Raw genomic sequence first — 24,484 nt, forward strand, 5'->3', positions numbered from 1 at the left:
GCGACATGGCAGACCAGCCGGATCGGCCCGACGAAAGTCCCGATGCCGCAACCCCTGCAAATGAGCCGCCGCCGGCGACCAAGCCCCCCGCCGCGAAGACGGCCACGCCCGCCAAGAAGGCTCAACCGGTGAAGAAGGCGCCCGCGAAGAAGGCAGCAGCCGCCAAGAAATCGGCGCCCGCCAAGAAGGCCACACCGGCTAAGAAGGCGCCCGCGAAAAAGTCCCAACCGGCTGCCACCAAGCTCGTCGCAACCAACGGCGACCTCAGTACCGCTGCCAACGAGGCTGCAGCACAAGCGAAGTCGGCGGTCGCCACCGCCAGCAACGCCGTCTCCGGTCCCCCGCCGGCCCAGCCTGCGGACAACGTAACGTCGCGTCTGCCCATCGCGGCCGCGCTGCTCACCGCGCTGCTCGCCATCGCCGCGGTGGTGTATGTGGCACGGCGCGGCAACGACGACTGACGCCGACGTCGAACCGGGGCTCGCACAGTTCGTGCACGACGTCATAATGGCGCGGTGACCGTTACGCCGCGCCCCACCGCCGACCTCGTCGACGACATCGGCCCCGACGTCCGTAGCTGCGATCTGCAGCTCACCCAGTACGGTGGCCGTTCATCGTTCGCCGGACCCATCACCACGGTGCGTTGCTTCGAGGACAACGCGCTGCTCAAGTCGGTGCTCGGCGAACCGGGCGATGGTGGGGTACTGGTGATCGACGGCGCCGGATCCGTGCACACCGCGCTGGTCGGCGACGTGATCGCCGAACTCGGCCGTGCCAACGGGTGGTCCGGCCTGATCATCAACGGCGCGGTGCGGGACGCGGCGACCCTGCGCACGCTCGACATCGGCATCAAGGCGCTGGGCACCAATCCGCGCAAGAGCACCAAGACCGGTGACGGGGTGCGCGATGCGGCAGTGGAGTTCGGCGGCGTGGTGTTCGTCCCCGGCCAGATCGCCTACAGCGACGACGACGGGATTGTTGTCGTCGCCGCAGGCGACCAATAGCCGTCGTCGCCGCAGGCGACCAATAGCCGTCGTCGCCGGAGGCTGACCGGCCTGGCTACGCGGAGCTGGCCGCAGGCACCCGGTGCCTGGAGAACTCCAAGGCGGCGTCGTCGACCTTGCCCCTGCGGATCAACTGCAGGTCGAGCAGGTAGTTCTGCTTGAGCCGCCACGGCGCGCGTGACCCCGCCTTGGGCAGGTAGTCCAGTGCGCGCAGCACATAGCCTGGGGTGAAGTCCATCAGCGGCCGTTCGTCGACGGCGTTGCCGGGGTGCTTCGGTTCGACCTTGTCGTATCCGTTGTCGTCCATGTAGTTGATGACCCGGCAGAAGAACTCCGACACCAGATCGGCTTTCAGCGTCCAGGACGCATTGGTGTATCCGATCGTGAACGCCATGTTCGGCATATCGGTGAGCATCGTGCCCTTGTAGGCCATGGTGTCGTTGAGCTCGATCGGCTTGCCGTTGCGGGAGATCGTCGCCCCGCCGAACAGCTGTAGGTTCAAACCCGTTGCCGTGACGATGATATCGGCCTCGAGCTGCTTGCCGGACGACAGCTTGATCCCGGTCTTGGTGAACCGCTCGATGGTGTCGGTGACGACGTCGGCCTTGCCGGCACGGATGGTCTTGAACAGATCCCCGTTGGGCGCCAGGCACACTCGCTCGTCCCACGGGTTGTACCGCGGGTTGAAGTGCTTGTCGACGTCGTAGCCCTCGGGCAACCTGCGGCGGGCCATCGTCAACAGCTGTTTGCGGAACATGTCCGGGAACCGGCGCGCGATCTGATACTGGCCGGACTGCGCCAGGATGCTCTTCCACCGGTTCAGCACGTAGGCCGCCTTCTCGGGAAGGCGCTTGTTGGTCTGCACCGTGAACGGGTCGACGTCGGGCAGTGCCGCGATGAACGTCGGCGAGCGCTGCAACATCGTCACGTGGCCGGAACCCGAATTGACAAGTGCCGGAATGAGAGTGACTGCCGTGGCGCCGCTGCCGATCACCACGATCCGCTTGCCGGCGTAGTCGAGGTCCTCGGGCCAGTGTTGCGGGTGGATGATGGTGCCCTCGAAGTCCTGCGAGCCCGCGAACTCGGGCGAGTAGCCCTGGTCGTAGTTGTAGTAGCCACTGCATGCCATCAGATAGCGTGCGGAGATCTCGACCTGTTCACCGTCCCGATCCACGGTGACCGTCCAGCGGTTGTCGGCGTCGGACCAGTCGGCGGACTTGACGTTCTGGCCGTAGCGGATGTGCTTGTCGATGCCGTACTCGGCGACGGTGTCCTTCAGGTAGGTCATGATGTCGTGGCCGTCGGCGATGGCCTTCTCGGACGTCCACGGCTTGAACCGGAAACCCAGCGTGAACATGTCGGAGTCCGAACGGATACCGGGGTACTTGAACAGGTCCCAGGTGCCGCCGAGGTTGGCACGGCGTTCCAGGATCACATAGCTCTTTTCGGGACAGCGGTCTTGCAGATGCCAGGCGGCACTGATGCCGGAGATCCCGGCTCCCACGATGACTACGTCGACAAATTCGGTCATGGTGTCAAGCTATCAACGCTGTGTTGAATGAGTCAACACCCTGTTGAGAAAATCGACATGCTGTAAAGTCAACGGGGTGAGTACAGCGGAAACTGCCAGCCAGGCGCGCCCCGGCCGGGGCAGACGCGCCGCACGCCCTTCCGGCGACGACCGTGAACTGGCCATCCTCGAGACCGCGGAGCGACTCCTCGAGGACCGGTCGCTGGCCGAGATCTCGGTCGACGACCTCGCCAAGGGCGCCGGGATCTCCCGGCCGACGTTCTACTTCTATTTCCCGTCCAAGGACGCGGTGCTGTTGACCCTGCTCGAGCGGGTGATCGACGAAGCCGACACCGCCCTGCAGGGGCTGATCGCGGGTCGGTCCGCCGACCGCCTCGGCATCTGGCGCGACGGCATCAATGCGTTCTTCCAGACCTTCGGCGCCCATCGCGCGGTCTGTGCCGCCACCGTCGCGGTCAAGTCCGCCAACTCCGAGGCCCGCGCCCTGTGGGCGACCTCGATGCAGCGCTGGATCGACCACATCGCCGCGGTGATCGAGGTCGAACGGGCTGCCGGGGCCGCACCGGTGACGCTGCCCGCAGTCGAGTTGTCAACGTCGCTGAACCTGCTCAACGAAGCGGTGATGACGGCGTCGTTCGCCGGCCACCAGCCCGCCCTGCCCGACCATCGGGTGCTCGACAACCTCGTGCACATCTGGACCACCAGCATCTACGGCGATACGCCCTAGCTGTCGGTCCTGGATGCGAACATGTGTTCGTGTCCGAAGCGGTGGCGAGCATCCTGCACGCCGACCTCGACTCGTTCTATGCATCGGTCGAGCAGCGCGACGATCCGGCGCTGCGCGGGCGGCCCGTGATCGTGGGCGGTGGCGTGGTTCTGGCCGCGAGCTACGAGGCGAAGGCCTACGGCGTGCGCACGGCGATGGGTGGACGCCAGGCCCGGGCGCTGTGCCCGCACGCCCTGGTCGTCTCGCCCCGGATGGCCGCGTACTCACAGGCCAGCTCCGCAGTGTTCGAGGTGTTCCACGACACCTCCCCGGTGGTCGAGCCGCTGTCGGTGGACGAGGCGTTTCTCGACGTCTCCGGGTTGCGCCGGGTGGCGGGCACCCCGCTGCAGATCGGCGCCCGGTTACGCGAGCAGGTGCGCGAGCGGGTCGGCCTGCCGATCACCGTCGGTATCGCCCGTACCAAGTTCCTGGCCAAGGTCGCCAGCCAGGAAGCCAAGCCAGACGGGTTGCTGCTGGTGCCGCCGGACCGTGAGTTGGCGTTCCTGCATCCGCTGCCGGTGCGACGGCTGTGGGGGGTCGGCGCCAAAACGGCCGACAAACTCCACGCGCACGGCATCAACACCGTCGCCGACGTGGCCGAACTCGGCGAATCGATGCTGGGCTCGATGGTCGGCCCCGCCATGGGCCGTCAGCTGTTCACGTTGTCCCACAACATCGACCGTCGCCGGGTGCTGACAGGGCACCGCCGCCGCTCGGTCGGGGCGCAGCGAGCGCTGGGCCGGGCCGGCAACATGATGACGCCGGCCGAGGTGGACGCGGTCGTCGTCAACCTGATCGACCGCATCACCCGGCGGATGCGCAAGGCGCAACGCTGCGGGCGCACCGTGGTGTTGCGGTTGCGGTTCGACGACTTCGGCCGGGCCACCCGGTCCCACACGATGCCGCGGGCCACGGCGTCGACGGAGGTGATCCTCGGCGCCGCCCGTGTCCTGGTCGCGGCTGCCGGCCCACTGATCGCCGAACGTGGGCTGACGCTTGTCGGGTTCGCGGTGTGCAACATCGACCGCGACGGGGCCCAGCAGCTGGAACTCCCGTTCGCTTGCCCTTCCATGGCTGTCGATATGACCAGCGTCGACGCCGCGATCGACAAGGTTCGGGGCCGCTACGGCAACGCCGCGCTGACCCGCGGGGTGCTGGTCGGCCGGGACCCGGGTCTGGAGATGCCGCTGCTGCCGGACTGAGCGTGCGGCTCAGACCGTCGACGCCGCCTCGGCCGCTTCCGCCAAGGCCCGGATTTCCGCCATCTCCAAGATCTGCACACCCGCCGCGGTGGTGACGAACAGGAGCTCACCGTCACCGCTGACGTCGAGGTCGCCGACGCCGCCGGAGACCGGGACGGTCAGCGCCACCTCCCCGGCGCCGGGCCGGATCACCGAGACGATGTCGCGGTCCCCACCGGCGACGAAGACGAACTCCCGATCTGGGGCGTACGCGACAGCGGTAGGCGCTCCCCCGACGTCGATCGTCGCGATCACGGCCCGGGTCGTCGCGCCGACGACCACCAGGCTGCCGTTCACCTTGTCCGTCACGTAGACCCGGTCCGCGTCCACGGCGATGCTCTGGGTCCCAACGAGAGAGGGCGGTGTCTCGCCGAGATCCACGCTGGTCACCGCACCGGTGGCGATCGTGATGATCGCCAGGTCGTTGGTGAGCATGCCGACGTACAGCGTGGCCCCGTCGGCGCTCACCGCCACGCTGGGTTCACCGAAGGACTGAGAACCGGCGTAGAAGGGCACGGCGAACGCGCCGGTCTCGGTGTTGATCGCGTAGATCTCCGAGGCCTGATTGCCCACCACGTAGAGGGTGCTGCCGTCCGGACTGACCGCCATCGAGCCGGCTTGGCGCGCACCACCGATCTCGACGATCTCACCCGTCTCCAGATCGACTTTGAGCACCGGAATGACGTCGGAGCTGAACCGGGCGACATAGGCGTGCCGACCGTCCGGGGAGACCACGACGCTGGCCGGCACGGCACCGAGGTCCATGGTGTTCAACGTCGTACCTGTGGCCGGGTCCACGACGTAGAGGGTGCGGTCGGACACCACGTAGATTCGACCCGAGCCCACGGCGTCGACGAGCACCGAACCGCGGTTGAACCCGGGGAAGGTGAGCACCTCGTCGGTGTCGGCGGCCGGAATGTCGATGCTCAGCGCCGCGTCGGTGATCCCGCCGTGGCCGTCGTCGACGGCGAAGGTGATCACCTCCGTGAGGTCGGTGTCGCCGGGAACCGCCTGGTAGACGATGCTGGCCCTGTCTCCGTCCCGCAGCAGGAAGTCGAGTGTTACCGGTGCTGCGATCACCTCGACCACCTCGCCTGAGGCATCGAGGACGGTCACCTGGACATAGCTGCCATGCTCGGCGGCCTCGCCGAGCACGCGGACACCATCGCCGTCGGCATCGGTGTACTGAAGGTCGATCACGGCACGGCCTTCAGCGTCGAGCTCGGATGCGTCGACTGCGACCACCGGCAGTGAGTTCTGCGGTTCGACCAGAACCGACAGCACCACCGCGGCCGATGCGGCGCCGAACTCGTCGACAGCGGTGAACCCGACGGACGTCTCGACCGGCTCAGTGAGCCCATGGGCATAGTCCGGCGACGGGGTCCACCGGTAGACGCGCTCCTCGATCTCGGTGAGGGTGCCGACGGCGGCGTCGTAGTCCGGCTGGATGAGCACCGCGTCACCGTCGACGTCGGTGGGGACGGCCGTGAAGGTGACCGACCCGTCGGCACCCGGTTCGCTGCGCCCGACCGCCAGGGTCGGCGCGGAGTTGACGTTGTCGATCCTGAGTTCGACGTCGATCGTGATGGTGGGACCCGTCCACGACAGCAGATGCAGGTGCGGATACGCCGCGATCTCGTCCACCTGTACGGCGAACCGCACGATCTGCGGAGAGCCGGCCGCGGGATCCGGGGTGTAGGTGAACTCGCCATCGGAGTCCAGCTCGAGGACCCCGAACTCAGGATCGGTCAGCACCGAGTACCGCAACGTGTCCTCGGGGTCTGGGTCGATGGCGCCGATGACTCCTGTGACCATTCCGGTCCCCGGGGCGACGGTGTAGACGGTCTCGGTGGCACGGGGGCTGAAATTGAAAAGCGTGTACTCGACGCGGCGGGTGGCCACCCAGATGAACTCCACCAGTCGGGTCCACGGTGTGACCGGCGATCCGACCGGACCCGGCTTCAAACCCAGGAATGCCAACACTCCGGTGAACAGGCCGACCGGCGTCCTGGCCACCGGCAGCGGATCTGCGGTGGTGTCCTCTGTGGTCACCGCCGCAGTGTCGACCTCTCCGACCACACTCGAGAATGCTTGGGCCTCAGCGTGCTCCGCGAGCTGCATGGATGACTGCTCCGTCGAAGCGCCGGACTGCGATGAGTCGATGACCGGTCCGCCGGCGGGAGTGGCCTCGATGTCGACACGAGTAGCTACTTCTTCGGTCTCCACAACAGGCCGCGGTGTGGAGTCCTGACCAGTCGCCGACCCGCGTTCGTCGGCTTCGTCGCCTTCGTCGTCTGCGTCGGCGTCGCCCGTTGCGTCGCCTTCGTCGGCTTCCTCCTCTTCGTCGGCTTCGTCGGCTTCCTCCTCTTCGTCGGCTTCGTCGGCTCCGTCGGCTTCGTCGGCTTCGTCGGCTTGGTCGTCTTGGTCGTCTTGGCCGTCTTCGTCGGCTTGGTCGTCTTGGCCGTCTTGGTCGTCTTGGCCGTCTTGGTCGCTTTGGTCGGCGTCGGCCTGATCGTCGTTGCCAGCGGTCGCGGAGTCGTCCGGCCCCGACGGCACACCGGACCGCTTCTCCGATGAGGCGGAGTCACTTCGAGCCGAGTCCGGCACTTCGGCACCGGCCACCGCCTGGCCGGTGGTGACGGCGACACCGAGCCCCACCGCCAGAGCCAGGCCACCGATGCGTGCTGCGTGGTTTGAGGTGCGCATGGGCCGGTCTCCTGTTTTGCCTAGGTGGCGGCCCTTCAGGCCGCAATAGGCCTCGAAATTTACGCCTGCGCCAATACGCTTTCTGTGCGAACGCAAATTGTTCTTCGTGAATTAATCTCCCCGGACCGACTCAGGACGTCGTCCACTCCAGCAGCTGTTCAGCGGACCAGCTGTTGACGATCCGGTCGGCTGTCAGCCCGTTGTCGAGCGCACGCTGGGCGCCGTAGCCGAGAAATTCCAGCTGGCCAGGGGCGTGGGAGTCGGTGTCGATGGAGAACACGCAGCCGATCTCCATCGCGAGCTTGAGCAGCCGGGTCGGCGGATCGCGCCTCTCCGGACGGGAGTTGATCTCGACGGCGGTGCCGCTGTCCCGGCAGGCGGTGAACACCTTCTCGGCGTCGAACTTGGACTCGGGCCGTTGCCCGCGGCCCCCGGTGACGAGCCGGCCGGTGCAGTGGCCGAGCACATCGGTGTGTGGGTTGGTCACGGCCCTGATCATCCGCCGGGTCATCGACGGGGCGTCCATGGCGAGCTTCGAGTGCACACTGGCGACGACGATGTCGAGCCGCTCGAGCAGGTCAGTGTCCTGGTCGAGGGAGCCGTCCTCGAGGATGTCGACCTCGATCCCGGTGAGAATCCGCATCGGCTCCACCTTTTCGCGGAGCTCGTCGATGACGTCGAGCTGGTGACGCAGCCGCTCGGGTGACAAGCCGTTGGCGATCCGCAACCGCGGTGAGTGATCGGTGAGTGCGCAGTACTCGTGCCCCAGAGCACGCGCGGCCAGCATCATCTCCTCGATCGGCGCCGAGCCGTCGGACCAGTTGGAGTGCACGTGCAGGTCGCCGCGTAATGCTGCGCGGACGTCGCCGCCCCCGATGTCGACGGCGGCGCCGCGCAGCTCGGTCAGCGCGTCGGGTTCACGTCCCGCCCACGCCTGTGCGATGACCTTCGCGGTCTTGGGTCCGATCTGGGGCAACGTCTGCCAGCTGTTGGCCGCGCCGTGCCGGTCCCGCTGCTCGTCGGTGAGCGCTTCGACGACGTCGGCGGCGTTGCGGTAGGCCATCACCCGGCGGGGGTCCTCGCGCGCGCGGTCCTTGTAGTACGCGATCTGACGCAGCGCGGTGACCGGGTCCATGGGTCCAGTGTGCCCAAATTCGGCTCCGGGTTAGACACACCACAGTTGACGGATTCGGCGACGCGGACGGCTACAGTGGATTGAGTATTCTCTCAATCCATCAATCCGCGAGGTGTCCGTGCCTGATCGTGTCCCGGATGCGGCCGACCGCCCCCTCTACGAGATCAAGGCCAACCTGTTCAAGGCGCTGGCCCATCCGGCCCGGATCCGCATCCTGGAGATCCTGTCCACCGCCGGCGCGCCGACGCCGGTGAGCGAGATCCTCGCCGAGACCGGTATCGAGGCGACGTTGCTCTCCCAGCACCTGGCGGTGCTCAAGCGGCACCATGCCGTGAGCGGCCAGCGCGTCGGCAACGCGGTGTTCTATCAACTCGCCCACCCGAAGATCTCCGAGTTGCTGGTCATCGCCCGGACTTTCCTCGCCGACACCCTCGGCGCGCAGCGTGATCACCTCGAAGCGATCCGGGCACTGCCGCCCGTGCAACCTCCCCGATGATCGCCTCAGCGGCGAACAATCTCGCCCGCCTGCTGCCCAACCGCCGCGACTACTCCGACCTTCCCCGATCGTGGCGCCGCGACATCCTGGCCGGCGTCACCGTCGGCGTGGTCGCGCTCCCCCTGGCTCTTGCGTTCGGCATCAGCTCCGGAGTCGGCGCGGCCGCCGGTCTCATCACCGCTGTCATCGCCGGACTGGTGGCCGCGGTGTTCGGCGGCTCACACGTACAGGTGTCGGGACCGACGGGCGCGATGGCAGTGGTGCTCGCCCCGATCGTCGTCCTGCACGGGGTCGGCAGTGTCGCCCTGGTCACCGTGCTCGCTGGGCTGATCGTGCTGGCCGCCGGTGTCACCGGATTGGGGCGCGCTGTGACGTTCATTCCCTGGCCGGTGATCGAGGGCTTCACCCTCGGGATCGCCGCCATCATCTTCCTGCAGCAGCTGCCCGCGGCCTTCTCCACGACGAGCACGCCCGGCGACCGCACCCTGGTCGCCGCCTGGCACGTCGTCAGCCATGCCGACTGGGCTCTAGCCTGGAAAAGCCTTGGGGTGGTGGCGTTCATCGCGCTGCTGATGATCGTGCTGCCCCGCCTGCACCCCAGCATCCCGGAATCGCTGAGCGCCGTCGTCGCCGCCACCGTGCTGGTCGTGGCCCTGGGCATACCGGTCGCCAGCATCGGTGAACTGCCTTCACACCTTCCCGCGCCGGTACTGCCGCACGCGGACCTCGGCGCACTTCGCGACCTGGTGGGCGCCGCGCTGGCCATCGCGGCGCTGGCCGCGATCGAGTCGCTGCTGTCCGCGCGGGTAGCAGCGACGATGGCACCCACCGGTCCCTACGATCCCGACCGCGAGCTCGTGGGCCAGGGACTCGCCTCCGTCGCCTCCGGAATGTTCGGCGGCATGCCCGCTACCGGCGCGATAGCCCGTACCGCGGTCAACGTCAGATCCGGCGCCTGCACCCGCGTCTCGGCGATCGTGCACTCGCTGGTCCTGCTGGGCGTGGTCTACCTGGCGACAGGGCCGGTGTCGGCAATCCCGCTCTCGGCGCTGGCCGGTGTGCTGATGGTGACCTCGTTCCGGATGATCTCGGCGTCCACCGTGCGAAAGATCATGCGTTCCACTCGTTCTGATGCACTGACATTCATCCTGACGGCCGTGATCACGGTGTGCTTCGACCTGATCGAGGCGGTGGAGATCGGCGTCGTCGTCGCCGCGTTCTTCGCGCTGCGCAGCGTCGCGCGCCGCAGCAGTGTGTTGCGGGAGGAGCTTCCCGGTCCACACCGGCCGGGTGACGAGGAGATCGCCCTGCTGCGCCTGGACGGGGCGATGTTCTTTGGTGTCGCCGAGCGGATCTCGACTGCGATCGCGGATGCCGAAGGGCCACGAACCTCGGTGGTGATCATCCGGATGTCACAGCTGGGCATGCTCGACGCCACCGGCGCGCACACCTTGGCCCAGATCTGCACCGAACTGGAGGGCCGAGGTGTCACCGTCATCATCAAGGGCGTGCGCCCAGAGCACAACGCGTTGCTGGCCAACGTCGGCGTCTTCGAATCGCTGCGTCACGAACGCCATCTCGTCGACACCCTCGACGAGGCCATCGAGCATGCCCGCACCCATGTGAGCCGCCAGCCCCACTGAGATCAGCCCGCGTTCAGCCGGCAGTCCACGCCGGGTCCCGGCCACTACGCCCGGCGATGCGGTCGATGGCGGGTGCGTCCTCCGACACGGTGATCGCCGGACCGAACAACCCCTCGGTGCCCGACGGTTCGAACTGCGCGAGGTGAGCCAGACACGCCTCGGCGGTGGCAGCGTCGACGTCGTAGGGCTGGCCGGAAGCCCGGGCCACATCCCAGCCGTGGATGACCACCTCCGACAGCGCCACCGCGCCCGCCACGTCACCGGGTAGGTCAACGCCCCCCGCCCGGGTCATCCCCGCCCAGGCGTCGGGTTCCCGCCACGCCTTCGCCAGCTCCGCGAGGTTCGCGGGATAGGCCGAGCGCCAGTCCGGCTCCAGATCACCACCTTCCTCCGGCGGTGCGTCGGTCAACGGACCCAGGTCTTTTCGTGCCGCGGCGGCGAACGCGACGGCGAGTCCCCCGACATGGGCCACCAGCGCGCGCAACGGCATCTCGGCGCACGGCGTCGGCGCATCGAGTTGGTCGTCCCGGACGTTGTTCAACACCGCGGTGGTGCGGCGGCATGCCTCGCTGAAATCGATCACGGCATTACGACTCGTGCCCGGCGGGAAACTCATCGCCGACGTACCGGGGAACGGGACTAACCTCGGGAGGCGTGCGCTTCGCCTTCAAGACATCACCACAGAACACCACCTGGTCTGACATGCTCGCGGTCTGGAAGGCCGCCGATGACATCGAGGTCTTCGAATCCGGCTGGACGTTTGACCACTTCTATCCGATCTTCTCCGATCCGACGGGCCCGTGCCTGGAGGGCTGGGTGACGCTGACTGCGCTGGCCCAGGCCACCAGGAGGCTGCGGGTCGGGGTGCTCGTCACCGGCATCCACTACCGCCACCCTGCCGTCTTGGCCAACATGGCGTCCACGCTGGACATCGTGTCCGGTGGGCGTCTCGACCTGGGCATCGGCGCAGGCTGGAACGAGGAGGAGTCCGGGGCCTACGGCATCGAGCTCGGCAGCATCAAGGAGCGGTTCGACCGATTCGAGGAAGCCTGCCAGGTACTGAAGGGACTGCTGTCCCAGGAGACGACCACGTTCGACGGGACGTTCTACCAACTCACCGACGCCCGCAACGAACCCAAGGGGCCGCAGCGGCCACACCCCCCGATCTGCATCGGAGGCAGCGGCGAGAAGCGCACCCTGAGGATCACCGCGCAGTACGCCGATCACTGGAATTTCGTCGGCGGCACTCCCGAGGAGTTCGCCCGCAAGCGCGACGTGCTCGCCGCGCACTGTGCCGATGTCGGCCGGGACCCCAAGGAGATCACCCTGTCGGCGCATATCCGGCTGGGTGAGGACCACAATTTCCGCAAGGTGATCGAAGACGCGATCGCGCTGGGAGCCCAAGGTCTGGATCTGGCGATCATCTACCTGCCGCCGCCGCACGACCCCCGTGTACTGGAGCCGTTGGCCGACGCGATCTCCGCGTCCGGCTTGCTCAGCAAAGATTAGCCGTGGTCACGAAGCGATAACGGTTAAGCAAACCTGAGATCACGCGCCCGAGGTGACGCCTGATCGCTGGGCCGACAGTTCGCTAGGCGCCGTAGCGGAGGAGTTCGTCAGCGGTGACCAACCGTTCGGCCTTCTCGGGGAATCCGCGGCTCTTGACCGGGTGACGAAACAATGACCAGGCGATTCGCCCCACTCGGTACCGGGAAATCGGGTTGATATACACGGTGATTCTCCTGCGGTGTTCCAATAGCTGGACCGGGGAGCCACCTTACCGCAGCGCCCTCACCGAGTCATTAGATACCCACCCTCTGGCAAACTGCCGGAGGCACGCCGATCAAAGATCGGATGTTTTTGGAGTGACTGAAGTGACGGATGTGACTCGACCGAGACTATGAGATTGCACACAGGGTTGCGGAACCGCCGCCGTCGCGACCCTCAGCACAATCTCGGCAAGCGCTCATCTCGGCAAGCGCTCATCGCTGCCATCTGCTCTTCGCGCAAGCGCTCATCGCTGCGGCGCCGCCGTGGGCTCGATCGGTGCCGGCAGCGCGGTCCGGCCCATCAGGTACTTGTCCACTGCCGACGCAGCGGCCCGCCCTTCGGCGATCGCCCACACGATCAGCGACTGGCCGCGCCCCATATCGCCGGCGACGTACACCCCGGGCACCGACGTCGCGAAATCGTCGTCGCGTGACACGTTGCCGCGTTCGGTCATCTCGACGCTCAGGTCGGTGAGCAGACCTTCCCGCTCCGGGCCGGTGAAACCCATAGCCAGCAGCACCAGGTCGGCGGGCAACTCGAAGTCGGTGCCGTCGATCTTCTCGAACTTGCCGGCCTTCATCTCGACCTCGTGGCCACGCAACGCGGTCACGTGCCCGTCCTCGCCGAGGAACTCCTCGGTGTTGACCGAGTAGACCCGCTCGCCGCCCTCCTCGTGCGCGGAGGAGACCCGGAACATCAGCGGATACGTCGGCCACGGCGTCGAATCGGCCCGCGTCTCCGGCGGCCGCGGCATGATCTCGAACTGGTGCACACTGGCCGCGCCCTGCCGGTGCGCGGTGCCCAGGCAGTCCGCTCCGGTGTCACCACCGCCGATGATGATGACGTGCTTGCCGTGGGCCGTGATCGGCGGCTGACCGTCGTCGTCGACGACCGGATCACCCAGCTGCACGCGGTTGGCCCAGGGCAGGTACTCCATCGCCTGGTGGATACCGTCGAGCTCCCGCCCGGGGATCGGCAGGTCGCGACGCGCGGTCGCGCCACCGGCGAGCACCACCGCGTCGAAGTCCTTGCGCAGCTGTGCCGCCGTGACGTCGACGCCGACGTTCACCCCGGTGCGGAACTCGGTGCCTTCGGCACGCATCTGGTCGAGGCGCCGGTCGATGTGGCGCTTCTCCATCTTGAACTCCGGTATGCCGTAGCGCAGCAACCCGCCGATGCGGTCGTCGCGCTCGAACAGCGTCACCGTGTGCCCCGCCCTGGTCAGCTGCTGAGCCGCCGCCAGGCCGGCGGGACCGGAGCCGACGACGGCGACGGTCTTGCCGGTCAGCCGGTCGGGGGGCAGCGGGACCACCCAGCCCTGTTCGAAGGCGTTGTCGATGATCTCGACCTCGACCTGCTTGATGGTCACCGGATCCTGGTTGATGCCCAGCACACACGAGCCCTCGCACGGGGCCGGGCACAGCCGCCCGGTGAACTCCGGGAAGTTGTTGGTCGCGTGCAACCGCTCGATGGCGTCGTGCCAGCGCCCGGTCCGCACTAGGTCGTTCCACTCCGGGATGAGGTTTCCGAGCGGGCAACCCTGATGGCAGAACGGGATGCCGCAGTCCATGCAGCGGCTCGCCTGCTCCTTGAGCACGTCATGGGAGAAGTCCTGATAGACCTCGTTCCAGTCGCGCAGGCGCAGGTCGACCGGCCGCCGGGGCGGGGTCTCGCGATGAGTGACCTTGAGGAAGCCGCGGGGATCAGGCACTTGCGGCCGCCATGATCGCCTCGTCCACATCTTTTCCGGTGCGCTCCGCCTCGGCGATCGCCTCCAGCACGCGCTTGAAGTCGCGCGGCATCACCTTCTTGAAGTTCACCAGCTCACCGTCCCAATCCGCCAGAATCCGTTGTCCCACTGCCGAATCGGTAGCGTCAACGTGAGCCTGGATCATGCCGTGCAGCCATTCGGTGTCCTCGGAGTTCGCTTCGAGCGACTCGAGCTCCACCATCTCGGCATTGAGGTTGTCCGCCAGCACGTCGTCGGGGTCATAGACGAACCCGATACCACCGGACATGCCCGCCGCGAAGTTACGGCCGGTCGGACCGAGGATGACGACCCGGCCACCGGTCATGTACTCGCAGCCGTGATCACCAACACCTTCGACGACGGCGTGCGCGCCGGAATTGCGCACCGCGAAACGCTCACCCACCTGTCCCCGCAGGAACATCTGACCGCTGGTGGCGCCGAAGAGGATCACGTTGCCGGCGATGATGTTGTCCTCGGCCACATAGTCTGCGGGCGCACCGTCGGGAGGACGCACCACGACCCGACCGCCGGACAACCCCTTGCCGACATAGTCGTTGGCGTCGCCGTAAACCCGAAGGGTGATGCCGCTGGGCACGAAGGCTCCGAAACTGTTGCCCGCCGAACCCTCGAAGGTGATGTCGATGGCGCCATCCGGAAGACCCTGGCCACCATAGGCTTTCGTCACCTCGTGACCGAGCATCGTACCGACGGTGCGGTTGACGTTGGTGATCGTCGTAGAAAAGCGGACCGGTGTCCCCGAATCCAGCGCTTCCCGGCACTGTGCGATCAACTGCTGATCGAGCGCCTTGTCCAGGCCGTGGTCCTGCCTCGAGCTGCAGTACAGGTCCTGGTTCATGAACGCCGACTCAGGCTCGTGCAGAACCGAACTCAGGTCCAGCTTGTGGGCCTTCCAGTGCTCGGCGGCCGCAACCGTGTCGAGCATCCCGACCTGGCCGACCATCTCGTTGACGGTACGGAAACCCAGCTGCGCCATCAGCTCCCGGACCTCTTCGGCGATGAACATGAAGAAGTTCTCCACGAACTCGGGCTTGGCGTTGAACCGCTTGCGCAGCACCGGGTTCTGAGTGGCCACACCCACCGGGCAGGTGTCGAGGTGGCAGACGCGCATCATGATGCAGCCGGCGACCACCAGGGGCGCGGTGGCGAAGCCGAACTCCTCGGCGCCCAGCAAAGCGGCGACCACGACGTCGCGACCGGTCTTGAGCTGGCCGTCGACCTGTACGACGATCCGGTCACGTAACCCGTTGAGCAACAACGTCTGCTGCGTTTCGGCCAGGCCGAGCTCCCAGGGGGCGCCGGCATGCTTCTGCGATGTGAGTGGGGTGGCCCCGGTGCCGCCGTCGTGGCCGGAGATCAGCACGACGTCGGCGTGAGCCTTGGAGACCCCGGCCGCGACCGTCCCGACCCCGTTCTCGCTGACGAGCTTGACGTGCACCCGCGCCTGCGGGTTCGCGTTCTTCAGATCGTGGATCAGCTGGGCGAGATCCTCGATCGAGTAGATGTCGTGGTGCGGCGGCGGCGAGATCAGGCCGACCCCGGGCGTCGAATGGCGCACCTCGGCGACCCACGGGTAGACCTTGTGGCCCGGGAGTTGGCCGCCCTCACCTGGTTTGGCGCCCTGGGCCATCTTGATCTGGATGTCGGTGCAGTTGGACAGGTAGTGGCTGGTCACGCCGAACCGGCCCGAAGCCACCTGCTTGATGGCGCTGCGGCGCCAGTCACCGTTCTCGTCGGGGTCGAACCGGGAGACGGCTTCGCCGCCCTCACCCGAGTTGGAGCGGCCGCCGAGGCGGTTCATCGCGATGGCAAGGGTCTCGTGGGCTTCGGCGGAGATCGAGCCGTAGCTCATCGCCCCGGTGGAGAACCTCTTGACGATCTCGGTGGCCGGCTCGACCTCTTCGATCGGCACCGCCGGGCGTTCCCCGTCGCGGAACTTGAGCAGTCCGCGCAGCGACGCCATCCGCTCGCTCTGGTCGTCGACCAGGGACGTGTACTCCTTGAAGATCGAGTACTGCCCGGTACGCGTCGAATGCTGCAGCTTGAAAACAGTGTCCGGGTTGAACAGGTGATATTCACCCTCGCGGCGCCACTGGTACTCGCCGCCGACCTCGAGCTCGCGGTGCGCCCTCTCGTCGGGCCGGTCCAGGTAGGCCAACGCGTGCCGGGCGGCGACGTCGTTGGCGATGTCTTCGAGTTCGATGCCACCGACCGGACAGGACAATCCGGTGAAGTACTCGTCGAGCACCTGCTGGCTGATGCCGACCGCCTGGAACAACTGGGCGCCGGTGTAGGACGCCAGCGTGGAGATGCCCATCTTCGACATCACCTTCAGCACGCCCTTGCCCGCCGCCTTGACGTAGTTCGCCTTGGCTTGATCACTGGAGATCCCGGTGATCACACCGCGGTCGACCATGTCCTCGATGGATTCGAACGCCATGTACGGGTTGATCGCCGCGGCGCCGAATCCGACGAGGCACGCCATGTGGTGCACCTCGCGGGCGTCGCCGGCCTCGACGAGCAGGCCGACCTGGGTTCGGGTGCGTTCCCGCACCAGGTGGTGGTGCACGGCCGACACACTCAACAGCGAAGGGATCGGGGCGAGCTGTTCATTGGACTCGCGGTCGGACAGCACGATCAGCCGGGCACCGTCACGAATGGCCGCCGACACCTTCGCCCGCACGTTGTCCAGCGCCTCCTTGAGGCCCTGGCCACCGCGGTTCACCGGGTACAGGCAGCGGATCACCGCGGCCCGCAGCCCGTGCTTGTGACCCCGGATCTCGTGGTCCGGGTCGACGCAGATCAGCTTCGACAGTTCGGCGTTGCGCAGGATCGGCTGCGGCAACACGATCTGCCTGCACGAATCGGCTCCCGGGTTGAGCAGGTCGCCCTCGGGGCCGACAGCGCCCGCCACGCTGGTGACCACTTCTTCGCGGATCGCGTCCAAGGGCGGGTTGGTCACCTGGGCGAACATCTGCTGGAAATAGTCGTAGAACATCCGCGGGCGCGCCGAGAGCACCGCGACCGGGGTGTCGGTGCCCATCGATCCCAGCGCTTCGGCGCCGGTGCGCGCCATCGGCGCGACCAGCAGGTTGAGCTCTTCGTAGGTGTAGCCGAAGGCCTGCTGGCGCAGCACCACCCGGTGATGCGGCATCCGCACGTAGTCACCTGCGGGCAGCTCGTCGACGTGGAACAGCCCGGCATCGAGCCACTCCCGGTAGGGATGCTCAGCTGCCAGCTCGGCCTTGATCTCCTCATCGGCCACGATGCGGCCCTGCGCGGTGTCGACCAGGAACATCCGGCCCGGCTGCAGACGCATCTTCTTCACGACGGTGGCGGGGTCGAGGTCGAGCACACCGGCCTCCGAGGCCATCACCACCAGACCGTCGCTGGTCACCCAGATCCGCGACGGTCGCAGACCGTTACGGTCGAGCACCGCGCCGATGACCGTGCCGTCGGTGAAGCAGACCGAGGCCGGCCCGTCCCACGGCTCCATCAGCGAGGCGTGGTACTGGTAGAAAGCCCGGCGGGCCGGGTCCATCGACTCGTGGCGCTCCCAGGCCTCCGGGATCATCATCAGCACGGCGTGGGGCAGGCTACGGCCACCGAGGTGCAGCAACTCGAGCACCTCGTCGAACCGCGCGGTGTCCGACGCGCCGGGCGTGCAGACCGGGACGATCTGCTCGAGGTCCTGGCCTTCGCCGAAGACGTCGGTTTTGATCAGCGCTTCCCGGGCCCGCATCCAGTTCTCGTTGCCGGTGACGGTGTTGATCTCACCGTTGTGGGCGACCCGGCGGAACGGGTGCGCCAACGGCCAGGACGGGAACGTGTTGGTGGAGAACCGCGAGTGCACGATCCCCAGCGCGCTGGTCAGCCGTTCGTCCTGCAGGTCGAGGTAGAACGCCCGCAGCTGCGGCGTCGTCAGCATGCCCTTGTAGACGAAGGTCTGACCCGAAAGACTTGGGAAGTAGACCGTTTCACGGCCCGGCCCGTCCTGACCGGGCCCCTTGGTGCCGAGTTCGTGTTCGGCGCGTTTGCGCACGACATAGGCGCGGCGTTCGAGCTCCATCCCCTCTGCGCCGCCGATGAACAGCTGGCGGAAGGTCGGCATGGCGTCACGGGCGAGCGCACCGAGCGACGAATCGTCGGTGGGCACATCGCGCCAACCCAGCACCTGCAGCCCCTCGGCCTCGGCGATCTTGCCGACCGACTCACACGCGATCGCGGCGTCCTTGGACGACTGAGGCAGGAACGCGATGCCGGTGGCGTAACTGCCAGGCGCGGGGAGCTCGAAGCCTTCGTTCCTGCAAACGGCCCGGAAGTACTCGTCGGGCACCTGCAACAGGATGCCCGCCCCGTCGCCGGTGTTCGGCTCAGCGCCCTGGGCACCGCGATGTTCGAGGTTCAACAGGGCCGTGATGGCCTTGTCGACGATGTCGCGGCTGCGACGACCGTGCATGTCGGCCACCATCGCCACGCCGCACGCATCGTGCTCGAACGCGGGGTTGTAGAGCCCTTGCGGACGTGAGGAGCTAGTCCCACCCCTGCTATTGGGCGCCATTCCCACCTACCTTTTTCCTTGCACACGCCGCAGCGGAGCTGAACGGAGCGGCAACCGTCGACGAGAGCGTTAGCCGGCCTGGCGGTGGAGGTGCCTTCGTGCAGCACTGAACGACGGCCCTTTTCCCACTCGCCACAAGTGATCAAAACGATATGACAAAGGGCACCTGACATGCCAACTTAGTCGACCCTAACCAGATTCGCCGAGCGCCGGGAACGCGGATGCCACCCCGGCGCCGATCGCAGACGAATGCGGTTGTCACGGTAGTTGTTTCGCCATCCTGGCGATCCACGAACGACGATGAGGGATAGATCACACCCTGTGAACGACTTGGAATTTTATTTGCTGTGGAATGAATTTTCATTCCTGTAGTGCGGTGACAATCCCACGCGGTATTTGCACAAAAGCTTAGTCGGATTCTTAGAATAGGCAAGGGTCGGACTCGCCCGGCCCGGGCCGTAGCAGCGCCGGGCCGACACCTTGGCGCAGCCATGTAATCCGCTGTCTGACAGCGGGTCTGCCGGTAGTCCCGGAAACCGGCGCGGCCCGGCGGGGGGCTTCGCCGAAGAACCCGGCCGGCCGCCACGCCCGTAGGTACCCGCCAGGGGTATGCCTCGGCGAGCGGCTACGTCAGGCTGCGGTGATGCCCTACCCGCTGGACACGCCGCTGGGTCGCTTCGGCATCGAGACATTGCAGGAGAGCCCGCAGCGCTGCGCCGCGTCCATTCCGGCGGGCGGGATGCTCAACCCCGTCACCGGCGCGCCGACCATCGCTCCGCTGGCAATGCTGGTGGACCACGTCGGCGGGTTGATCAACCACCACCGCCGGGGGAACCGCGAGTGGACGGTGTCCAGTGAGCTGGCCCTGGAACTGTCAACGGGTGCCGCCGAGGTGATCGCGTCGCACCCGGGCGTGCCGGTGGTCGGTGTGTCCCGGCCGATGGGCCGCAAGGGCAACGCCGCCCTGGGGTTGTGCGAGCTGAGCGTCGACGCGGACGTGGTCGCTACAGCGACGGTGCGCTCGTTCTACATCACCGCGCCCGACGGCCTGACCGCCTGGCCCGACGGACCCTCAGGCTCGCTCCCCGGCTCCACGCTGGCCGAGTTGATGGCCGTGCACGTCGGTGAAACCGGCGGCGCAGCAACGGTGTTGGTGCAACGTGCCGACCCGGCGCTGAACAACAGCGTCGGCGTCGTGCACGGCGGGGTGGCCTCGATGGGGCTCGAACTGGTCGGGTCGGCTGCCCTCGATGGAAGCAGCGACACCGGCTTTCGCACGGCATCGTTGCGGGTGAATTTCCTGCGTCCGTTCCACGGCGGCGGCGAGGCGCATTACCTCGCCAAGCCGCTGCACGTCGGTCGCAGCAGCGGCGTGGCGGAGACACAGGCAGTCGGCCGGGATGGCAGGGTCGCCATCCTCGCCCGACTGACTGCTTATCGCTGAACCGTCTGTGCTACTTCTTGGCCTTGCTGGCCGCCGACTTCTCGGTGGTGGCGCCCTCGGTCACGAGCTGACCGCCCGAGTTCTCCAGGTGCGCGCGCACGAACCACTGGAACTTCTCCAGCTCGCCGGCGTGGCCGATCAGCATGTCCTCGGACACCGGGTCCAGATCGCCGAGGCGTTCGATGCTCTTGCGGGTGTCCTCGATCACGCCGTTGTACACCAGGTTCAGCGCCGCCAGGTGGGCCTGCACGGTGTCGCGGTTGACCGAGTAGTCGTCCCAGGTGCGGTCGTCGATGATGGCGCCCGGGGTGCCCAACGGCGACTTGCCGAGTGCGGCGATGCGCTCGGCGGCCTCGTCGGCGTACCCGCGGACCAGTTCGACCTGGGGGTCGATCATCTCGTGCACACCGATGAAGTTCGGGCCCACGACGTTCCAGTGCACGTGCTTGAGCGTCAAGTGCAGGTCGTTGTAACGGCTGAGCGCCTTCTGCAGCAGCTCGGCTACTTCGGCGCCTTCCTTGTCGGACATTCCCGGCACGGTGAATGAAGTCATTGATAGCTCCTTCGCTTGTCTCCGCCCAGGTGTACCCGGGCGCACGGCGCGATAACCACTTCAAGATCACGTCACATTTCGGCAAGGTTCGGGATCGGCGCCCTCGGCCCGAATCGCGGGTTGACCGCCAGCCCGCTGGCTTCGAGCAGCCGCACCGCCCGGTGCCGATGCGGGCGCACCGGCTCGAGCAGTTGCACCATCGCCGGGTCGTCGATCGGGTGTCCCAGCAGGCTCCAGCCCACCATCTTCGCCAGGTGGTAGTCACCGACCGACAGCGCATCGGCGTCGCCGAACGCCCGCTGCGCCGTCTCGGCGGCCGTCCACTCGCCCACCCCCGGCAACGACATCATCGCGGCGCGCGCCGAGTCGGACGGGCGGGTGACCAGCCGCTCCAGCGCGTCCGCACGTTGGGCGCAGCCCACCATGGTGCGGGCGCGCGCCGGATCGACGTTGGCGAGGTGGAACTCCCACGACGGGATGCGCCGCCACGCGTCCGCCGACGGTGGCACGCGTAGATGCTCGGGCGCCGGACCGGGAGCCGGCGCGCCGTACCGGGTCACCAGCCTGCGCCATGCCCTACGGGCATCGGCGCCGTGGACCCGCTGTTCGAGCACCGCGGGCATCAGCGCCTCGAGGACCCGACCGGTGCGGCCCAGCCGCAGGTGCGGGACGCGGCGCCACGCCGCGGCGAGCGTCGGGTCGGCAGGGTCGAAACCAGTCGTGTGATCGTCGGCGCCCAGCAGCGCGGGCAGGGTCTCGAGGAACTCGCCCGCACCCGGGCCCCAGGTCTCACAGTCGACGGTGTCGGGTGCTGCGCGGCAGATGCGCGCGGTGACGGGCCCGCTGCGCATCAGGCTGGTGCGCCAGATGGCACCGTCGACGGCGTCGTGGTGGCACGGGTCTCCCCTGCCCCGACGTAACGGGGCCAGCGTCAGGCCCGGACTGGCGAGTCCAGCAAAAACCACGCTGGCCGAGGGCACGTCGCCAGCCTAGGCCTCGACGGTGACGTCGGCCTTGTCCGGGTAGAACGCGACATGACCCGCGATCGGCGCGACCGCGGCGAAAGGTTCCCGGTAGGTCCAGACCGCGTCCTCGACGGTCCGGCCGCCCTCGGTACGCAGGTGGTAGTAACCGGCGTCGCCCTTGAACGGGCAGTACGTGCCGGTATCGCTCGGGACCAGTTCTGCGACCACATCAGCGAGCGGGATGTAGTACACGGCCGGATAGTTCGCCTCCTGCAGGGTCAGGGCGGCGTCCGTCGTCGCGACGAGGGCTCCACCGGCGCGCACAGTGACGCGGCCGCGGGTCGGTTCGATCGTGATGGGATGGGCCTGCGACGGCTCCAGTACTGGTCGGTCGGTCATGTTCCCATTCAACGCCGCGCCCGGGCCGATACCATCCCCGCCATGACTACTCCGGCTCCCGACGCCCATGGATCGGTGACGATCGCCGCCGACCCGACGGCGGTGTACGCGCTGTTCACCGACCTGTCCACGATGGCGTCGCTGGCGGAGGAGACCGAGTCGATGCAATGGCGTAGGGGATCCGGCGCCGCCCCCGGCGCGGTGTTCGCCGGGCAGAACCGCAACGGCTCCCGCACCTGGACCACGAAGTGCACGGTCACAGCCGCCGAGCCGGGCAGGGTCTTCGCGTTCGACGTCCACAGTGCCGGGATCGTGCCGATCGCCCACTGGCGCTACGACATCGAACCGGCATCCGGTGGCTGCACGGTCACCGAATCGACGTGGGACCGCCGTCCCCGCTGGCTCCGCAAACCCGCCGCGATGGTCACCGGGGTCAGCGACCGCAACACGGCGAACACCGAGCACATCAGGCTCACGCTGCAGCGGCTCAAGGAACGCGCCGAAACCGGCTAGATGACACCGAGCGTGCAGATCTCGCACGCCTCACTCGCGAGTTGCGTACAACAACTGCACACTCGACGCCGGTCAGTGCGGGCGACCCGCGATCTTGTCCGCCACCACCGCGATCGGGGACGTCCGTGGCCCGCCCCGCGACTCGTGCCAGTCGGCGGCCTTGTAGGCCAGATACATGCCGCGCACGCCCAACCACCGCAACGGCTCGGGCTCCCAGCCACGGCAGCGGTGGCCGACCCACGGTAGTGCGGTCAGCGGGGTCGAGCGGTCGAGTACCAGGTCGGTGAGCGTACGCGCGGCGAGATTCGTCGCGGTGACGCCGTGTCCGACATATCCGCCGGCCCAGCCCAGGCCGGTCGTCCGGTCGAAGTCGACGGTCGCCTCCCAGTCCCGCGGCACGGCGAGCACGCCGCACCAGCCGTGGGCGATCGGCACATCGGCGACCTGCGGCAGGAGGGAGTGAAGGGTGGCGCGCAGGTGCGCGATGGTGCGTTCGGGCACCCGCCCGTCGCGGTCGATCCTGGATCCGAACCGGTAGGGAACGCTGCGTCCGCCGATGGCGATCCGGTCGTCGACGGTGCGCTGGGCGTAGAAGAAGCCGTGCGCGGTGTCCCCCAGCGTCTGCCTGCCCTGCCAGCCGATCGTGTGCCACAGCTGGGCGGGGATCGGATCGGTCGCGATCATCGAGCTGTTCATCGGTAACCAGCGGCGTTTCAGGCCGGGCAGGCCGGTCGTGAAGCCCTCGGTGGCGCGTAACACCACCGGGGCGGTGACGGTGCCTCGGCCGGTGGTGGCGCGGCCGGTGCTGATCTCGGTGACCGGGCTGCGCTCATAGATGTCCACGCCGAGTCGTTCCACGGTCTCGGCCAGGCCGCGGACCAGCCGGGCGGGCTGGATGCGCGCGCAGTGCGGATTGAGATAGGCCGCAACGACATCGTCGATCCGGATACGGCTGCGCGCCTCGTCCGCGGTGAGCGGCTCGATTCCGTCGACCTGCCAATGCCGTTCGGCGTCGATGGCTGCGGCCAGGCGCGACGCCTGGGCTGGGTTGCGGGCGACCTCGAGGGTGCCGCCCTTGACGATGCCCGCATCGATGCTCTCCCGTGCGGCGACGTCGATGACCTCGTCGACGGTGTCGTTGAGCGCCCGCTGCCAGGCCACCACGCGGTCATGTCCGTACTGCTCGGCCATCCGCTCGCGGTCGCCGGGGACCAGGCCCGACAGCCAGCCCCCGTTGCGACCGGACGCGCCGAAACCGGCGAAGCGGGCCTCGAGCACCACGATCCGCAGCGAAGGGTCGGCGCGTTTGAGGTAGTAGGCGGTCCACAGCCCGGTGTACCCGGCGCCGACGATGCAGACATCGGCGTCCCGGCTGCCGGGCAGCGGCGCCCGGGGCCGCGGCAGTCCGTCGAACCAGTGCGATACCTGGCCGTTGACCGGGGCATTGATGGACACCGACAGATTGTGGCAGCACCTCGCCGGGACCCGAAATGTCGGTGCCGCGGTGCACGCTGACACCATGTGCTGGCTCTGCGACCATCCGATGGCAACTCGGCAGGACTACCTGGACATCCTGCGGGCCAAGGCGCGAAAGCACGGTTGGGCCGTGCAGTACGTCGAATGTGACCGATCACCGTTTGCCTACACGGTGGGGCTCAACGACTGGGGCCTGCCCGAACTGTTGATCACCGGGGTGTCGCCGTCGCGTGCCTCGCGGCTCCTCGGCGCCGTGGCCCGTGAGGCGCTGCGTGGCGCGGCATTGACCCCGGGCGTTCAGCTGAAGGTGCGCCAGGGTCCGTTGGTCGAGTTCGTGGAAGTCGACCACCCCGAGGTGCACATGGGGTGGGCGATCGAACATGCCCAGGCGCCCATCCGGGCGGTGCAGGCGGTGTGGGCCGACGGAAGTGGGCGGTGGCCGTGGTCGGTGTCATTCTGTGACGGGCTGCGGCGCCAACCTGTGCTCGGGATCCGCGCCCGAGCAGCCTGACC

The 24,484-nt window shown here is 67.7% G+C and carries 20 protein-coding genes; 10 read left to right on the forward strand and 10 right to left on the reverse strand.

Going from position 1 to position 24,484, the window contains the following annotated elements; translation table 11 throughout:
- Window positions 1–5: 5 nt before the first annotated feature.
- Together BEMPMBAN_RS17990 and rraA are read left to right on the forward strand one after the other, a co-directional pair.
- Window positions 6–461, forward strand: coding sequence for a hypothetical protein (locus BEMPMBAN_RS17990; protein WP_159232544.1), 456 nt, complete (start codon window positions 6–8; stop codon window positions 459–461).
- Between the two features lie 54 nt (window positions 462–515).
- Window positions 516–1,004 (forward strand): ribonuclease E activity regulator RraA, encoded by a 489-nt coding sequence (rraA, locus tag BEMPMBAN_RS17995; RefSeq protein ID WP_159232546.1) that lies wholly within the window; start codon window positions 516–518, stop codon window positions 1,002–1,004.
- A gap of 55 nt (window positions 1,005–1,059) precedes the next feature.
- Here the strand turns inward: rraA and BEMPMBAN_RS18000 are convergent, their stop codons facing one another.
- Entirely contained in the window at window positions 1,060–2,535 is a 1,476-nt protein-coding gene (locus BEMPMBAN_RS18000; protein WP_159232548.1) for a flavin-containing monooxygenase, read from the reverse strand.
- Window positions 2,536–2,611: 76 nt separating this feature from the next.
- On the opposite strand from BEMPMBAN_RS18000, the gene BEMPMBAN_RS18005 reads away from it, so the two are divergent.
- Together BEMPMBAN_RS18005 and dinB are read left to right on the forward strand one after the other, a co-directional pair.
- Window positions 2,612–3,262: a TetR/AcrR family transcriptional regulator gene (locus tag BEMPMBAN_RS18005; RefSeq protein WP_200846027.1), complete on the forward strand. Its 651-nt coding sequence runs from the start codon at window positions 2,612–2,614 to the stop codon at window positions 3,260–3,262.
- A 23-nt stretch (window positions 3,263–3,285) separates the two neighbouring features.
- Complete coding sequence (gene dinB / locus BEMPMBAN_RS18010; RefSeq protein WP_159232554.1) at window positions 3,286–4,503, forward strand: DNA polymerase IV; 1,218 nt, start codon at window positions 3,286–3,288, stop codon at window positions 4,501–4,503.
- 9 nt (window positions 4,504–4,512) lie between these two features.
- Here the strand turns inward: dinB and BEMPMBAN_RS18015 are convergent, their stop codons facing one another.
- The gene (locus BEMPMBAN_RS18015) at window positions 4,513–7,248 is read right to left on the reverse strand and encodes a Vgb family protein (protein ID WP_159232556.1); all 2,736 of its coding nucleotides are present in this window, start codon (window positions 7,246–7,248) and stop codon (window positions 4,513–4,515) included.
- 130 nt (window positions 7,249–7,378) lie between these two features.
- Entirely contained in the window at window positions 7,379–8,383 is a 1,005-nt protein-coding gene (locus tag BEMPMBAN_RS18020; RefSeq protein ID WP_159232558.1) for a PHP domain-containing protein, read from the reverse strand.
- A 118-nt stretch (window positions 8,384–8,501) separates the two neighbouring features.
- Between BEMPMBAN_RS18020 and BEMPMBAN_RS18025 the strand changes: the two genes are divergently transcribed.
- On the forward strand, window positions 8,502–8,879 hold the full coding sequence (locus BEMPMBAN_RS18025) for an ArsR/SmtB family transcription factor (protein ID WP_159232560.1): 378 nt from the start codon (window positions 8,502–8,504) through the stop codon (window positions 8,877–8,879).
- Entirely contained in the window at window positions 8,876–10,522 is a 1,647-nt protein-coding gene (locus BEMPMBAN_RS18030; protein ID WP_159232562.1) for a SulP family inorganic anion transporter, read from the forward strand. Before BEMPMBAN_RS18025 ends, BEMPMBAN_RS18030 begins: the two co-directional genes overlap by 4 nt.
- Window positions 10,523–10,535: 13 nt before the next feature.
- Here the strand turns inward: BEMPMBAN_RS18030 and BEMPMBAN_RS18035 are convergent, their stop codons facing one another.
- Window positions 10,536–11,138: a TIGR03086 family metal-binding protein gene (locus BEMPMBAN_RS18035; protein WP_234897555.1), complete on the reverse strand. Its 603-nt coding sequence runs from the start codon at window positions 11,136–11,138 to the stop codon at window positions 10,536–10,538.
- Window positions 11,139–11,176: 38 nt separating this feature from the next.
- Here BEMPMBAN_RS18035 and BEMPMBAN_RS18040 point away from each other — a divergent pair, with 38 nt between their 5' ends.
- A complete protein-coding gene (locus tag BEMPMBAN_RS18040; RefSeq protein WP_159232564.1) occupies window positions 11,177–12,031 on the forward strand; it encodes an LLM class F420-dependent oxidoreductase in 855 nt (284 codons plus the stop codon).
- A gap of 505 nt (window positions 12,032–12,536) precedes the next feature.
- On the opposite strand, the gene BEMPMBAN_RS18045 is transcribed toward BEMPMBAN_RS18040, so the two are convergent.
- On the reverse strand, window positions 12,537–14,003 hold the full coding sequence (locus BEMPMBAN_RS18045) for a glutamate synthase subunit beta (RefSeq protein WP_159232566.1): 1,467 nt from the start codon (window positions 14,001–14,003) through the stop codon (window positions 12,537–12,539).
- On the reverse strand, window positions 13,996–18,621 hold the full coding sequence (gltB, locus tag BEMPMBAN_RS18050; RefSeq protein WP_200846028.1) for a glutamate synthase large subunit: 4,626 nt from the start codon (window positions 18,619–18,621) through the stop codon (window positions 13,996–13,998). Before gltB ends, BEMPMBAN_RS18045 begins: the two co-directional genes overlap by 8 nt.
- A 643-nt stretch (window positions 18,622–19,264) precedes the next feature.
- Here gltB and BEMPMBAN_RS18055 point away from each other — a divergent pair.
- Complete coding sequence (locus BEMPMBAN_RS18055) at window positions 19,265–20,065, forward strand: PaaI family thioesterase (protein WP_159232570.1); 801 nt, start codon at window positions 19,265–19,267, stop codon at window positions 20,063–20,065.
- 10 nt (window positions 20,066–20,075) lie between these two features.
- Here the strand turns inward: BEMPMBAN_RS18055 and BEMPMBAN_RS18060 are convergent, their stop codons facing one another.
- The 3 genes from BEMPMBAN_RS18060 to BEMPMBAN_RS18070 all read right to left on the reverse strand — a co-directional run bounded on the left by BEMPMBAN_RS18060 (window position 20,076) and on the right by BEMPMBAN_RS18070 (window position 21,982).
- Entirely contained in the window at window positions 20,076–20,618 is a 543-nt protein-coding gene (locus BEMPMBAN_RS18060; RefSeq protein ID WP_159232572.1) for a Dps family protein, read from the reverse strand.
- A 71-nt stretch (window positions 20,619–20,689) separates the two neighbouring features.
- Window positions 20,690–21,598, reverse strand: coding sequence for a DNA-3-methyladenine glycosylase family protein (locus tag BEMPMBAN_RS18065; protein WP_159232574.1), 909 nt, complete (start codon window positions 21,596–21,598; stop codon window positions 20,690–20,692).
- A gap of 9 nt (window positions 21,599–21,607) precedes the next feature.
- Complete coding sequence (locus tag BEMPMBAN_RS18070) at window positions 21,608–21,982, reverse strand: DUF427 domain-containing protein (RefSeq protein WP_159232576.1); 375 nt, start codon at window positions 21,980–21,982, stop codon at window positions 21,608–21,610.
- Window positions 21,983–22,024: 42 nt separating this feature from the next.
- On the opposite strand from BEMPMBAN_RS18070, the gene BEMPMBAN_RS18075 reads away from it, so the two are divergent.
- The gene (locus BEMPMBAN_RS18075) at window positions 22,025–22,495 is read left to right on the forward strand and encodes an SRPBCC family protein (protein WP_159232578.1); all 471 of its coding nucleotides are present in this window, start codon (window positions 22,025–22,027) and stop codon (window positions 22,493–22,495) included.
- 72 nt (window positions 22,496–22,567) lie between these two features.
- Here the strand turns inward: BEMPMBAN_RS18075 and BEMPMBAN_RS18080 are convergent, their stop codons facing one another.
- Window positions 22,568–23,950 carry an NAD(P)/FAD-dependent oxidoreductase gene (locus BEMPMBAN_RS18080; protein ID WP_234897556.1) on the reverse strand — a complete coding sequence of 461 codons (1,383 nt, stop codon included), beginning with the start codon at window positions 23,948–23,950 and terminating at the stop codon, window positions 22,568–22,570.
- Between BEMPMBAN_RS18080 and BEMPMBAN_RS18085 the strand changes: the two genes are divergently transcribed.
- A complete protein-coding gene (locus tag BEMPMBAN_RS18085) occupies window positions 23,943–24,482 on the forward strand; it encodes a DUF4262 domain-containing protein (protein ID WP_337761918.1) in 540 nt (179 codons plus the stop codon). The genes BEMPMBAN_RS18080 and BEMPMBAN_RS18085 overlap by 8 nt on opposite strands.
- The last annotated feature ends 2 nt before the right edge of the window (window positions 24,483–24,484 follow it).

Source organism: Mycolicibacterium austroafricanum, assembly GCF_902705885.1.
GTDB lineage: Bacteria > Actinomycetota > Actinomycetes > Mycobacteriales > Mycobacteriaceae > Mycobacterium > Mycobacterium vanbaalenii_A.